Source organism: Pseudomonas sp. TWI923 (genome assembly GCF_039673365.1).
GTDB classification, from domain to species: domain Bacteria; phylum Pseudomonadota; class Gammaproteobacteria; order Pseudomonadales; family Pseudomonadaceae; genus Aquipseudomonas; species Aquipseudomonas sichuanensis.
Genome location: NZ_JBDJLM010000050.1, coordinates 23,802 through 36,803, shown reverse-complemented (window position 1 = coordinate 36,803; position 13,002 = coordinate 23,802). Strand labels below are relative to the sequence as shown.

Annotated in this window: 15 protein-coding genes and 1 pseudogene; 7 read left to right on the top strand and 9 right to left on the bottom strand. The window is 64.7% G+C overall.

The genetic code is table 11. From position 1 onward, the window contains the following. Positions 1 to 49: 49 nt before the first annotated feature. The 3 genes from ABE459_RS18125 to betC all read right to left on the bottom strand — a co-directional run bounded on the left by ABE459_RS18125 (position 50) and on the right by betC (position 4,213). Entirely contained in the window at positions 50 to 1,615 is a 1,566-nt protein-coding gene (locus ABE459_RS18125; RefSeq protein WP_323831215.1) for a SulP family inorganic anion transporter, read from the bottom strand. A 142-nt stretch (positions 1,616 to 1,757) separates the two neighbouring features. Beyond that, the gene (choX, locus tag ABE459_RS18120) at positions 1,758 to 2,681 is read right to left on the bottom strand and encodes a choline ABC transporter substrate-binding protein (protein WP_323831216.1); all 924 of its coding nucleotides are present in this window, start codon (positions 2,679 to 2,681) and stop codon (positions 1,758 to 1,760) included. 14 nt (positions 2,682 to 2,695) lie between these two features. Then, positions 2,696 to 4,213, bottom strand: a complete 1,518-nt coding sequence (betC, locus tag ABE459_RS18115; RefSeq protein ID WP_258705444.1) for a choline-sulfatase — start codon at positions 4,211 to 4,213, stop codon at positions 2,696 to 2,698. Positions 4,214 to 4,322: 109 nt separating this feature from the next. Between betC and ABE459_RS18110 the strand changes: the two genes are divergently transcribed. Further along, on the top strand, positions 4,323 to 5,222 hold the full coding sequence (locus ABE459_RS18110) for a LysR family transcriptional regulator (RefSeq protein WP_323831217.1): 900 nt from the start codon (positions 4,323 to 4,325) through the stop codon (positions 5,220 to 5,222). Between the two features lie 179 nt (positions 5,223 to 5,401). After that, positions 5,402 to 5,734: a DOPA 4,5-dioxygenase family protein gene (locus ABE459_RS18105; RefSeq protein WP_125462045.1), complete on the top strand. Its 333-nt coding sequence runs from the start codon at positions 5,402 to 5,404 to the stop codon at positions 5,732 to 5,734. A gap of 119 nt (positions 5,735 to 5,853) precedes the next feature. Here ABE459_RS18105 and trpA read toward each other — a convergent pair whose 3' ends face one another. Further along, a complete protein-coding gene (gene trpA, locus ABE459_RS18100) occupies positions 5,854 to 6,663 on the bottom strand; it encodes a tryptophan synthase subunit alpha (RefSeq protein WP_125462046.1) in 810 nt (269 codons plus the stop codon). Further along, on the bottom strand, positions 6,660 to 7,877 hold the full coding sequence (gene trpB / locus ABE459_RS18095) for a tryptophan synthase subunit beta (protein WP_125462047.1): 1,218 nt from the start codon (positions 7,875 to 7,877) through the stop codon (positions 6,660 to 6,662). The genes trpA and trpB overlap by 4 nt, the downstream gene beginning before the upstream one ends. A gap of 164 nt (positions 7,878 to 8,041) precedes the next feature. Here trpB and ABE459_RS18090 point away from each other — a divergent pair, with 164 nt between their 5' ends. Continuing rightward, positions 8,042 to 8,938, top strand: coding sequence for a LysR family transcriptional regulator (locus tag ABE459_RS18090; RefSeq protein ID WP_323831218.1), 897 nt, complete (start codon positions 8,042 to 8,044; stop codon positions 8,936 to 8,938). Here the strand turns inward: ABE459_RS18090 and ABE459_RS18085 are convergent. Then, positions 8,935 to 9,258 (bottom strand): DUF883 family protein, encoded by a 324-nt coding sequence (locus ABE459_RS18085; RefSeq protein WP_125462049.1) that lies wholly within the window; start codon positions 9,256 to 9,258, stop codon positions 8,935 to 8,937. The two genes, ABE459_RS18090 and ABE459_RS18085, sit on opposite strands and share 4 nt — an antisense overlap. A 152-nt stretch (positions 9,259 to 9,410) precedes the next feature. On the opposite strand from ABE459_RS18085, the gene ABE459_RS18080 reads away from it, so the two are divergent. Further along, positions 9,411 to 9,626: a dodecin gene (locus tag ABE459_RS18080; protein ID WP_023632599.1), complete on the top strand. Its 216-nt coding sequence runs from the start codon at positions 9,411 to 9,413 to the stop codon at positions 9,624 to 9,626. A gap of 102 nt (positions 9,627 to 9,728) precedes the next feature. Next, on the top strand, positions 9,729 to 9,950 hold the full coding sequence (locus ABE459_RS18075; RefSeq protein ID WP_125462050.1) for a DUF1161 domain-containing protein: 222 nt from the start codon (positions 9,729 to 9,731) through the stop codon (positions 9,948 to 9,950). A 99-nt stretch (positions 9,951 to 10,049) separates the two neighbouring features. On the opposite strand, the gene ABE459_RS18070 is transcribed toward ABE459_RS18075, so the two are convergent. Next, the gene (locus ABE459_RS18070) at positions 10,050 to 11,054 is read right to left on the bottom strand and encodes an LLM class flavin-dependent oxidoreductase (protein ID WP_125462051.1); all 1,005 of its coding nucleotides are present in this window, start codon (positions 11,052 to 11,054) and stop codon (positions 10,050 to 10,052) included. 155 nt (positions 11,055 to 11,209) lie between these two features. Here ABE459_RS18070 and ABE459_RS18065 point away from each other — a divergent pair, with 155 nt between their 5' ends. Next, positions 11,210 to 11,635 carry an OsmC family protein gene (locus ABE459_RS18065; protein ID WP_323831219.1) on the top strand — a complete coding sequence of 142 codons (426 nt, stop codon included), beginning with the start codon at positions 11,210 to 11,212 and terminating at the stop codon, positions 11,633 to 11,635. A 74-nt stretch (positions 11,636 to 11,709) separates the two neighbouring features. Next, positions 11,710 to 11,943 (top strand): DUF1161 domain-containing protein, encoded by a 234-nt coding sequence (locus ABE459_RS18060; RefSeq protein WP_125462053.1) that lies wholly within the window; start codon positions 11,710 to 11,712, stop codon positions 11,941 to 11,943. 140 nt (positions 11,944 to 12,083) lie between these two features. On the opposite strand, the pseudogene ABE459_RS18055 reads toward ABE459_RS18060, so the two are convergent. Both ABE459_RS18055 and ABE459_RS18050 read right to left on the bottom strand, forming a co-directional pair. Continuing rightward, positions 12,084 to 12,494 (bottom strand): annotated as a pseudogene (locus tag ABE459_RS18055) (hypothetical protein); the annotation flags it as partial. Positions 12,495 to 12,549: 55 nt separating this feature from the next. Then, positions 12,550 to 12,963: a hypothetical protein gene (locus ABE459_RS18050; protein WP_125462055.1), complete on the bottom strand. Its 414-nt coding sequence runs from the start codon at positions 12,961 to 12,963 to the stop codon at positions 12,550 to 12,552. Between the last annotated feature and the right edge of the window lie 39 nt (positions 12,964 to 13,002).

Genomic DNA, 13,002 nt, shown 5'->3' with positions numbered 1-13,002 from the left:
CTCCCACGCAGACCTCTGATCATGGCGTGGGAGCGGGCTTGCCCCGCGATTACTCCTCGAATCTGATCGGACAGTCCTGGGCTCCTTCCAGCTTCTGCAATTCCTCAATCACCTGTGGCCGTGCCCGGTGCAGCGTCAGGCTTCCGCCAACTCTCATCAACCGCCGCGCCTCGCGGTGCAACATATCCACACCCGAATAGTCGATGAAGTTCACCTGCCGCGCATCGATCACCACGTGCGGCCCCTGGCAGCGCTGCAGGCGCACCTGCAGGTAGTGCGCCGCGCCGAAGAAGATCGACCCGCCCACCCGCAAGATATCTGCCTCCCCTTCCCGGCTCTGCTGCACCCGTGGCCGCGACGTGCGCTTGAGGTAGAAGAACAACGAGGCCAGCACCCCGGCATAGATCGCCGTCTGCAGCTCCAGCAGCAGCGTCGCGGCCGCCGTCAGCGCCATCACCAGGAACTCCGAGCGGCTGACGCGGAACAACGCGCGAATGCCGCGATGATCCACCAGCCCCCAGCAGATCAGCAGGATGCTCCCCGCCATCGCCGGGATCGGCAGATGGGCGATCAGCCCGGCGCCGGTCACGGCGAACAGCGCCACCCACAACGCCGAGAACACCCCGGCCAGCGGCGAACGGGCACCGGCGTCATAACTCAACCCCGAACGGGTGAACGAGCCGGAGGACAGGTACCCGGAGAAGAACGCACCCACGATATTCGACAGCCCCTGGGCGCGGATTTCCTGGTTGGCGTCGATCAACTGTTCCGAGCGTGCGGACAACGAACGGGCGATGGACAGGCTGGTGACCAGCCCGAGCATGCCGACTGCCACGGCGCTGGGCAGCAGGCGCAGCATCAGCTCCACATCCAACAGCGGCAGTGGGCTCAGCGGCGGTAGCTGGCCGGTGAAGGCCGGCACCCGTGGCACATGGCCGAACACTGCAGGAAGCAGCCAGGCCATCAGGCTGACCAGCAGCAGACTTATCAACAGGCTCGGCCAGCGCGGGCGCCACAGCTTCAGAGCGATACCGATCACCAGCGTGGCCAGGCCCAGGGCGAGCGAGGGCATATCCACTTCGCCAAGGTGCCCGGCCAGGTCCTGCACGGTCCTGAGCGCCGTGGCCTGGCTTGGCAGGTCCATCCCCAGCAGGTTCGGCAGTTGGCCAAGGGCGATGACGATGGCGGCACCGAGGGTAAAACCGAGCACCACCGAGTGGGAGACAAAATTGACCAGCGCACCGAAGCGCAAAAGCCCTAGCAGCAATTGGAAGAGGCCGCCGAGGAAGGTCAGCAACAGCACCAGGGTCACGTAGTCAGCGCTGCCGGCCACGGCCAGCGGGCTGATACTGGCGTAGAGGACGATGGAAATGGCGGCAGTGGGGCCGCAGATCAGGTGCCAGGACGAGCCCCACAGGCAGGCGATCAGCACCGGGACTATGGCCGCATACAGGCCGTATTCGGCGGGCAGGCCGGCGATCAGGGCGTAGGCGATGGACTGCGGCAGGGCGAGGATGGCGCCGCTCAGGCCCACCAGCAGGTCCTGGCGCAGGCTGCGGCCCGATTGGCGGGGCAGCCAGGTGAGGAAGGGCAGCAGGTGCGTCAGGCGCGGCATGGGGAATAAGGATTCCTGAAGATTTCACCAGCCCTGTGGGAGCGGGTTTACCCGCGAAGCAAGCACCGCGGTGCATGGCACCGGCTCTGCCGGTGTTCGCGGGTGAACCCGCTCCCACAGGGGCTATATGTCGCTCAGCGGGTCAGAGTTTAGCTATTACGGCCGCTTGGGCATCCTCGCCCGCTTTGGTAGTCACTCCTGCGAGCCAGGCATCCAACAGCTCAGGATGCGCCTTCACCCAAGCCCTGGCCGCCTCGTCGAAGCTCACCTTCTTATCCACAACCTCAGCCATGATGCTGTTCTCCATCTCCAGTGAGAACTTCAGGTTGCCCAGCAGCTTCGCCGCATTCGGGCAGGCTTGTGGATATCCCTTGCGGGTGAGGGTGTAAACATCGCCCTTGCTGCCGAACCATTTCTCCCCACCCGTGAGGTAATGCATTTTCAGCTTCACGTTCATCGGGTGCGGGGTCCAGCCCAGGAAGGTAATGAACTGCTGCTTCTTCACCGCCCGGTCCACCTGCGCCAGCATTGCCTGCTCGCTGGACTCGACCAGTTTCCACTGCCCCAGGTCGAACGCGTTCTTGTCGATGATCTCTTTCAGCGACAGGTTGGCCGGCGCGCCCGAACCAATGCCGTAGAGCTTCTTGTCGAACTGCTCGGCATGCTTTTGCAGGTCGGCGAAATCCTTCACGCCCGCGTTCCATACGTAGTCGGGCACCGCCAGGGTGAACTCGGTGCCTTGCAGATTCTTCGCCAATTGCTGCACATCGCCACTGGCGATGAACTTGTCATGAAAGCCCTGCTGCGCCGGCATCCAGTTGCCGAGGAAGGCATCCACCCGGCCATCCTTGAGGCCGCCGTAGATGATCGGCACGGCCAGGCTGTCGATCTTCACCTGGTAACCCAGGCTTTCCAGCAGCAGCCGGGCCAGGGCGTTGGTGCTGGCGATATCGCTCCAGCCGGGGTCGGCCAGTTTCACGGTGCTGCATTGCGCGTCGCTGTCGGCGGCGTGGGCCGTGCCCAGGCTCAGGGCCAGGGCGAGCACGGCGGTGGAGAACTTCTGCATGGCGGCCTCTCTTCTCAATCCAGGGGTGCGGGCTGTGGATAACGTGCCTTGCGCTCGAGGTCGTCGAGATCGATGTGGTTGCGCATGTACTGTTGGCTGGCGTCCACCAGCGGTTGGTGGTCCCAGCTCTTCAGCGTGCCGATGGCCAGCGCCTCGGCCACCAGGCGGCGGCGGCGCTGGCTGGCCAGCACCTGCTGGCGCAGCGCGGGGATGTCCCAGCGTTGCCTGGCTTCATCGACAAATGCCTGCAGCAGCGCCTGGTGGTCCGGGCTGCCGGTGAGGTTCTCCCGCTCGTGCGGGTCGCGGCTCAGGTCATAGAGTAAACAGGGGTCGTCTTCGCTGTACACGAACTTGTAGGCGCCACGGCGGATCATCATCAGCGGGCCGACCGTGCCTTCGGCCATGTATTCGCCGATCACCTCGTCATGCCCGCCCTGCCCTTGCAGGTGGCCGAGCAGCGAACGGCCGTCCAGGTGCAGGTGGTTATCCACAGCGCCGCCGGCAAGTTCCACCAGGGTTGGCAGCAGGTCGCAGGTGGAGACGCTGGCGCTGACGCGGGCCGCCCCGAAGCGCTTGGGCGCATGGATCAACAGCGGCACCCGCGCCGACATCTCGAACCAGTGCATCTTGTACCAGAGCCCGCGCTCGCCAAGCATGTCGCCGTGGTCGCCGGAAAACACGATCAGGGTGTCGTCGGCCAGGCCACAGTCCTCGAGGGTCTGCAGCAGTTTGCCGATGTTGTCGTCGATGTAGCTGCAGGCGCCGAAGTAGGCGCGGCGGGCGTCGCGGATCTTGTCCAGGGGCAGCGGCTTGTTCCACAGGTCGTAGACCTTGAGCAGACGTTGGGAGTGTGGGTCCTGCTCGGCCTGGGCGATTTCGTCCTGCGGCAGTGGGATATCCACATCCTGGTACAGATCCCAGTAGCGCTTGGGGATGGTGTAGGGGTCGTGGGGGTGGGTCATGGAGACGGTCAGGCAGAACGGCCGGCCGTCATCCTCGCGTACATGGTCGTAGAGGTATTGGCGCGCCTTGAACACCACCTCTTCATCGAAATCCAACTGGTTGGTGCGCACGCAGGGCCCGGCCTGCAGCACCGAGGACATGTTGTGGTACCAGCTCGGGCGCCGGTCGGGGGCGTCCCAGTTCACCGCCCAGCCGTAGTCGGCCGGGTAGATGTCGCTGGTCAGCCGTTGTTCGTAGCCGTGCAACTGGTCCGGGCCGCAGAAGTGCATCTTGCCCGACAGCGCGGTGCGGTAGCCAAGGCGGCGCAGGTAGTGGGCGTAGGTGGGCACGTCGGCGGGCAAGTCGGCGGCGTTGTCATAGGCGCCGATGCGGCTGGGCAACTGGCCGCTGACCAGGGTGAAGCGCGACGGCGCGCACAGCGGGCTGTTGCAGTAGGCACTGTCGAACACCACGGCCTGCTCGGCGAGGCGGGCCAGGTTGGGCATCTTGATCGGCGATGGGTTGTAGATCGGCAGCAAGGGTGCGGCCATCTGATCGGCCATGATGAACAGGATGTTGGGTCGCTTCATGGGGGCCTTCCATCGTCGAGGGTTATGGGTACCACTTGCAATCCAGCATGCGGCTGTGGATAACAGGGGTAAAGCCCATGCCGGGCAATGACTGGGATTAGCCAAGCTTATGTTTGAGCACCTTGCCGACCTGCCCCTCGACACCCTGCGCGTGTTCGAGGCCGCCGCCCGCCTGCGCAGCTTCACCGCTGCCGCCGTGGAACTGGGCACCACCCAGCCGGCGGTCAGCCAGCAGATGAAGCGCCTGGAGGCGCAGCTGGGCACGCGGTTGTTCGACCGGATCTACCGGGGTATCGAGCTGACCGAGGCAGGCTTGCTGTTGTTCGAGCAGGTGCACCAGGGCTTGCAGGCGATGGACGATGGCGTTGCCCAGGCCAGTGGGCGCGGCCAGCGCGAGGTGCTGCAGGTGGCTACCGACTTCGCCTTTGCGGCGTTCTGGTTGATGCCGCGCTTGCAGCGTTTTCATGAGGCTTATCCACAGGTGGACGTGAGCCTGGTGACCGGCGAGCGCAGCCAGGCGATGTTGCGCCCGGACATCGATGTGGCGGTGCTGTTCGGCGATGGGCGCTTCCATCAGGGCGAGAGCCGCTGGCTGTTCGATGAGGAAGTTTTCCCGGTGTGCAGCCCTCGGCTGATTCATGGCAAACCCTTGTCAGCCGTGGCTTTGCAACGATTGCCCTTGCTCCATTTGCGGGGTGAGCAGGCCAGCCGCTGGTTCGACTGGGCGGGGGTGTTTCGCGGGTTTGGCGTGGACAGCCCGCCACCGGCCGGGCAGTTGCGGTTCGACAACTACACCCTGTTGATTCAGGCGGCGATTGCCGGGCAAGGGGTGGCGATTGGCTGGGCGCACCTGGTTGATGGGCTGGTCGAGCAGGGGTTGTTGTGCCGGCCATTGGAAGGGAGTTTGCGCTCGAAGCGGGGGTATTACGCGGTGCTGCCGCCGCGCAAACGGCGCGGGGCCTTGATTGAACGGTTTGTGGACTGGCTGGAGCAGGAGCGTGGCCAATGAATGGCTCTGTCTGTAGGAGCGGCCTTGTGTCGCGAAAGGGCCGCAGAGCGGCCCCGGCAATCTTCGCGGTAACGCTGAAGCCCGGGGGCTGCTTCGCAGCCCTTTCGCGACACAAGGCCGCTCCTACAGAGGATGGCGTAGACTCGAAGGCAGGTCATTACTGCTATTCAGGAGCCATCGTGCAAAGGATCAAGGGCTACCACGCCCACGTGTACTACGACGCATCGACCATGGAACAGGCCCGCGAGCTGTGCGAAGAGGCGACGCGGCTGTTTCCGGTGACCATGGGGCGCATGCACCAGAAACCGGTCGGGCCGCACCCGGACTGGAGCTGCCAGCTGGCGTTCGGGCCGGAGGTGGTTGGCGTGGTGCTGCCGTGGTTGGCGCTGTACCGCAAGGGGCTGGTGGTGTTCCTGCACCCGGAAACCGGGGATGAGCTTGCGGATCACCGTGATCATGCGATCTGGATGGGGGCGATCAGGCCGTTGGATCTGTCGATCTTTGGTGACTAGGCCTGTAAGACTGTGCTGGCCTCTTCGCGGGTAAACCCGTTCCCACAGATGCTGCACAGCCGTTTAGAGCGGTGCAGTCCCTGTGGGAGCGGGTTTACCCGCGAAGCAGGCGACGAGGTTCAGCGACGGGCGCCGCGTACCCCTTCAGCCAGCGCCGAGCACAGGCTCAGCACGTCGTTCACAGCCTGGTCGTCGCTCTTGGCCTGGGCGATCTTGTCGACCAGCGCCGAACCCACCACCACACCGTCGGCCAGGCGGGCGATGGCCGCTGCCTGCTCCGGCGTGCGGATACCAAAGCCAACGCTGATCGGCAGGTCGGTATGCCGACGCAGCCGTGCCACCGCCTCGGTCACATGCTCGGTGGTCGCCGAGCCCGCACCGGTCACACCCGCCACCGACACGTAGTAGACGAACCCGGAGCTGCGCTCCAGCACGCGCGGCAGGCGCACGTCGTCGGTGGTCGGGGTGGTCAGGCGGATGAAGTCGATGCCTGCAGCCTGGGCCGGGGTGGCCAGCTCGGCGTCGTGCTCCGGCGGCAGGTCGACGATGATCAGGCCATCGACACCCGCCGCTTTCGCCTCGGCGACGAACTTGTCCACGCCGAACCGGTGGATCGGGTTGTAGTAACCCATCAGCACGATCGGTGTGGCCTGGTTGTCCACACGGAATTCACGCACCATCTGCAGGGTCTTGGCCAGGGTCTGGCCGGCTTCCAGCGCGCGCAGGGTGGCAAGCTGGATGGCCACGCCGTCGGCCATCGGGTCGGTGAACGGCATGCCCAGCTCAATCACGTCGGCGCCGGCGGCCGGCAGGCCTTTGAGGATCTTCAGCGAGGCGTCATAGCCTGGGTCGCCAGCGGTGACGAAGGTGACCAGGGCGGCGCGGCCTTCGGCCTTCAGATCGGCGAAGCGTTGTTCAAGACGGCTCATGCCTGTTTCTCCTGGGCGGCCATGTGGTTCATCACGGTTTGCATGTCCTTGTCGCCACGACCGGACAGGCAGATCACCATCAGGTGGTCCTTGGGCAGGGTCGGCGCGCGCTTGATCGCCTCGGCCAGGGCATGGGAGCTTTCCAGCGCCGGGATGATGCCTTCGAGGCGGCAACTGATGTGGAAGGCGTCGAGGGCTTCGTCGTCGGTGATGCTGACGTATTCCACGCGTTTCACTTCGTGCAGGTAGGCGTGCTCCGGGCCGATGCCGGGGTAGTCCAGGCCGGCGGAAATCGAGTGGGCGTCGGTGATCTGGCCGTCGTCGTCCTGCAGCAGATAGGTGCGGTTGCCGTGCAGCACGCCCGGTACGCCGCCGTTCAGGCTGGCCGCGTGCTTGTCGGTGTGCACGCCGTGGCCGCCGGCTTCGACGCCGATGATCTTGACGCTTTCATCTTCGAGGAAGTCGTGGAACAGGCCCATGGCGTTGGAGCCGCCGCCGACGCAGGCGATCAGGCTGTCGGGCAGGCGCCCTTCCTTTTCTTGCAGCTGGGCGCGGGTTTCTTTGCCGATGATCGACTGGAAGTCGCGGACCATCGCCGGGTACGGGTGCGGGCCGGCCACGGTACCGATCAGGTAGAAGGTGTCGTCGACGTTGGTGACCCAGTCGCGCAGGGCCTCGTTCATGGCGTCCTTCAGGGTGCCGGTGCCGGCGGTGACCGGGACGATCTCGGCGCCCAGCAGCTTCATGCGGAACACGTTGGCCTGCTGGCGCTCGATGTCGGTGGCGCCCATGTAGATCACGCAGGGCAGGCCGAAGCGCGCGGCGACGGTGGCGGTGGCCACGCCGTGCATGCCGGCGCCGGTTTCGGCGATCAGGCGCTTCTTGCCCATGCGCTTGGCCAGCAGCACCTGGCCGATGCAGTTGTTCACCTTGTGCGCGCCGGTGTGGTTGAGCTCTTCACGTTTGAAGAAGATCTTCGCGCCGCCGCAGTGTTCGGTCAGGCGTTCGGCGAAGTACAGCGGGTTGGGGCGGCCTATGTAGTCGCGCTGGAAGTAGGCCAGGTCTTCGAGGAACTTGGGGTCGGCCTTGGCGGCTTCGTATTCGCGGGCAAGGTCCAGCACCAGCGGCATCAGGGTTTCGGCCACGTAGCGGCCGCCGAACGAGCCGAACAGGCCGTTGGCGTCGGGGCCGGGGCGGTATTGGGACTGGGACATGGGGCGCTCCATAGGCGAATTTGACAGAGTGACTGCGTCAGCGTGGGAGCGGGCTTGCCCCGCGATGCGGCTGACGCTGGTCGATGAGGTCTACTCTAACCAGCACAGGCCGCCCTGAAAACCGATAAGATTGCGCAAACCTGTCAGGAAATCTCACAAGTCATATGGCCCAGGATCTTCCCCCGCTCAACGCCTTGCGGGCCTTCGAGGCCACCGCCCGGCTCAACAGTGTCAGTCAGGCCGCCGAAGCGCTGCATGTGACCCACGGAGCGGTCAGCCGGCAGATCAAGGTGCTCGAAGAGCACCTTGGGGTGGCGTTGTTCGTCAAGGACGGGCGCGGCATCAAACTCACAGATGCCGGTGTGCGCCTGCGCGATGCCAGCTTCGAGGCATTCGACCGTTTGCGCGGCGTGTGTGCCGAGCTTTCGCGCACTGCAGACGAAGCGCCGTTCGTGCTCGGCTGCTCCGGCAGCCTGCTGGCGCGTTGGTTCATCCCGCGCCTTGGGCGTTTGAAAGCGGACCTTCCGGAGTTGCGCCTGCACCTGTCAGCGGGCGAAGGCGACCTCGATCCGCGGCGCCCAGGGCTGGACGCGCTGCTGGTGTATGCCGAGCCGCCGTGGCCGGCGGACATGCAGGTGCATGTGCTTGCCGAGGAGCGAATCGGCCCGGTGCTGAGCCCACACTTCGAAGGCTTCGATCGTTTGAAAGCTGCGCCAGCCGTGGCTTTGCAACGAGAAGCAGTGCTCCACACCACCTCGCGACCGCAGGCTTGGCCGACCTGGGCGGAGCAGCAGGGCCTGGCGCCTGAAGCCTTGAATTACGGCCAGGCTTTCGAGCATCTGTACTACCTGCTGGAAGCTGCGGTAGCCGGGCTGGGCGTGGCCATCGCGCCACAGCCACTGGTGGCCGACGACCTGAAAGCCGGACGGCTGGCTGCACCCTGGGGCTTTTCACCCACCCGTGCGGCCTTGGCCCTGTGGGTACCGCGGCGCGCCGATGACGGTCGCGCCGAGCAACTGGCGCAGTGGCTGCGCCAGGAGCTGCAACGGCAGACGGGTTAGTTGCGGCGGCACAGCAGGTAGGCGGCCAGCAGGCCCAGGGCACCAACGGCTACACCGGCGGTGGTCCAGGGGTGTTCCTGGGCGTAGTCGCGGGTGGCGATGCCGGTTTGGCGGGTGCGGGTTTTGACATCCGCATAGGCATCGCTGAGCAAGCTGCGCGAGTGCTTGAGGGCGCTTTCGGCACTGCCGCGCAGCGCCTTCATGGTTTTCTGCGATTCTTCCGAGGCGTCGTGCTTGAGGTGTTCCAAGGTCTTGAGCAGGCTCTCGATCTCGGCTTCCATGCTTTCCAGCGACGCTTTGCGCAGCGAGTTGTGGGCCATGGTGACTCTCCTTCGCGGTGGATGAGGTGTACAGGGTGCGACTGCGCGGCGGGCTGAAAGTGCGATCGAATTTTCACCTGCGGCATTGGCTCGCAGGTAAACCAGGCCGGCGCTGCTAGGCTGAACTGACACTTCATCCAAGGAGCGCACTCATGAGCGATCATCACACTTACAAGAAGATCGAGCTGGTCGGGTCCTCGCCCACCAGCATCGAAGAGGCGATCAACAATGCCCTGGCCGAGGCAGGCAAGAGCATCAAGCACCTGGAATGGTTCGAGGTGATCGATACCCGCGGGCATATCCGTGACAACAAGGCCGCGCACTTCCAGGTGACGCTGAAGGTGGGCTTCCGCATCGCCAACAGCTGACCGGCAGCCGGGCTGGCTTTGCCCGGCATGATGCGGTAATAGGTTTGCAGGGCGCACAGGCTGCGCCCTTTTCGACTTTGATCTGTACAAGGAACGCGATAGATGAAGAAGTTGATTGTGGCAGTAGGCCTGATGATGCTGGCCGGCGGTGCGATGGCGGCGGGCAAACCGTGCGAAGAGCTCAAGGCCGAGATCGCCGCGAAGCTGGATGCCAAGGGCGTGAAGGGCTATTCGCTGGAGATCGTCAAGAAGGGCGACCCGGCGGGCAAGGTGGTGGGTACCTGTGAGGGTGGCGCCAAAGAGATTGTCTACCGACGCGGCTGATGCCGAGCGTTTTTCGCGGGTAAACCCGCTCCCACAGGTGTTCCACTGATACCAAAGTCAGTGGAGCACCTGTGGGAGCGGGTTTACCCGCGAAGCAGTTCATTCGGTCTTGAGGGCCTGCGCCATCAATTCATAGGACCGGATCCGGTCCGCATGCTCATACAGGTCACTGGTAAAGATCAGCTCATCCGCCCCGGTCTGTTCCAGCAGTACCTCCACCTTGGCCCGCACCTTCTGCGGGCTGCCGATCATTGCCAGGCCCAGGAAGCTGCTCACCGCGTCGCGCTCGTGGGGCAGCCACAGGCCGTTCATGCTCTCGACGGGCGGGCGCTGCATCAGGCTCTGGCCACGGATCAACGCCAGGATGCGCTGGTACACCGAGGTGGCCAGGTATTCGGCCTTCTCGTCGGTTTCGGCCACCACCATCGGTACCCCGAGCATCACGTAGGGCTTGTCCAGTGTGGTGGAAGGCTTGAAGTGGTCGCGGTAGATACGGATGGCCTCGTGCATGTAGCGCGGCGCGAAGTGCGAGGCGAAGGCGTACGGCATGCCGCGCATGCCGGCCAGCTGGGCGCTGAACAGGCTGGAACCCAGTAGCCACATCGGCACCTCGGTGTCGTGGCCGGGCACGGCGATGACCTTCTGGTCGTCGGTGCGTGGGCCGAGGTAGCGCGACAGCTCCTCGACGTCATCCGGGAAATCGTCGGCGCTGCCGGAACGCTCGCGGCGCAAGGCGCGGGCGGTCATTTGGTCGGAGCCGGGGGCGCGGCCGAGGCCCAGGTCGATGCGGCCCGGGTACAGGCTGGCGAGGGTGCCGAACTGTTCGGCGACCACCAGCGGTGCGTGGTTGGGCAGCATCACCCCGCCAGAGCCGACGCGAATGGTCGAGGTGCCACCGGCCAGGTAACCGATCAGCACGGCGGTGGCCGAGCTGGCGATGCCATCCATGTTGTGGTGCTCGGCCACCCAGAAGCGGTGATAACCAAAGCGTTCGGCGTGTTGCGCCAGGTCCAGCGAGTTGCGCAGCGCTTGCGCCGGGCCGCCGTCGGCGCGCACGGGCACCAGGTCGAGGGTGGAATACTTCAGGTCTCGCAGGTGCGTCATCGAAAGCCTCCGCAGCAGAGTGGTTGGCCAAAGGCCTTGCAGACTCTGTATGGGCACATTCGAAGGATTCAATGCCTGCCGGCGGATTGATCTGAACTTGGCGTGGGCAGGGGCCTCACAACCATAAGCATCCAACCCTGTGACCAGGAGGCAACATGAAGAAGACAGCATCGGCGATCTGGCAAGGTGGCCTGAAGGATGGCCATGGCCTGTTGTCCACCGAGAGCGGCGCGCTCAAGCAGAACCCCTACGGCTTCAACACCCGCTTCGAGGGGACCCCGGGGACCAACCCTGAAGAGCTGATCGGCGCTGCCCATGCCGGGTGTTTCTCCATGGCCCTGTCGATGATGCTGGGCGAGGCTGGCCTGACCCCGGAGCGCATCGACACCTTTGCCGAAGTGAGCCTGGACAAGCAGGCCGACGGTTTCGCAATCACGGCGGTGCACCTGACGCTCAAGGCGAAAGTGCCGGGCGCCAGCGAGGCGCAGTTCCAGGAGATCGCCAACAAGGCCAAGGCCGGTTGCCCGGTGTCCAAGGTGCTGAACGCGACGATCAGCCTGGATGCGACCTTGCTGACCTAGGCCGGCGCAACGGCGGCGGTTTGCGGTAGTCTAACCAGCATCGGCAGCCCACCTGCCCTTTTAGGAGTGGTTCCATGATCCGCGTAGCAATTGCCATGCTGGCCTCCCTGATGGCCACGGGTGCACTGGCCGCAGTCAAGCCGTGCGAGGAACTCAAGGCCGAGATCGAGGCGAAGATCCAGGCGCGCGGGGTGACCTCCTACACGCTGGAGATCGTGCCGAACAGCGAAGTCCATGATCAGAGCATGGTCGTGGGGAGTTGCGAGGGTGGCACCAAAAAGATCATTTACCAGAAGAATGATCGGTAAGGCCGGCCTCTACTTCTGTAGGAGCGGCCTTGTGTCGCGATAGGGGCGCGTAGCGGCCCCAGGTTTTCAGCATCAAACAGAAATCGCCGGGGCTGCTGCGCAGCCCGTTCGCGACACAAAGCCGCTCCAACACAGCCCGAGGGTATAAAGAACACAATGCTCGGCTCATTCACCACCACCTTGCGGTTGGCGTCGTACAGCAGCACCTGCGGCTGCATCACTGGCGCCCGCGCCTCCAGACGGTAACGTTCGCCGGCCTTGAAGTCGTCGTAGCGCACGGTGAGGTAGCAGGTGCGCTCGGTAGGGTCGGTACTGAAGCCGCCGGAATACACCTCGAAGTCGAAGCGCACCACCAGCTCATGCTTGCCCGGCGTCACCTGGAAGTAGCGGCCATCCTCGAGCCGCTTGCCGTCCAGGCGGTCGGCCATGAGGGTACGGCCAGGGGTGACGGTGTACATGTCGATCCAGGCCTTGCCTGGGTCGACTGGCGGCAAGGGGCTGGCGCAAGCCCCCAGTGCGCTGATGGCGAACAGCATCATGGGCTGGCGCATGGCGAAACTCCCGCTCGCGATTCACAGGCCATAAGCATAGCGCCGTTCGCGGCCTTCAGGTGCGCTGGCAGCCTGCCGGTTCACCCTGGCCGATCAAGTTCTGCTGCTGGTCATACAGCTTGATCCAGGGGCGAAAACCAATGCTGCCGGCCTGCATCTGGTAGCGCTGGCCAGCGGTGAAGTCCTTGTAGGTGAGATTCAGCTGGCAGTCGCGCCACAGCGGCTCGTCCACCGGGCCGATATTGCTCGGTGTCACGGCGAACTGGTAGCGCACGGTCAGCTCGTGATTGCCGGGCTGTACCTCGAAATAGCGGTTGTCGGCCCAGGCCCGCTCATCCACCTGCACGGCATGCAGCGAGGCGTTGTCGTGCGGGGCCAGGTCGATCCAGGCCTGGTTCGGGTCCGGGTCGGGCAAAGTGGCGCAGCCGGACAGCAGCATGAGTGTGCCCACGGCAAACCGAGTACGCATGGCGAAGCTCCCCCTTGGCAAGATAGTCTTGGTCGCATT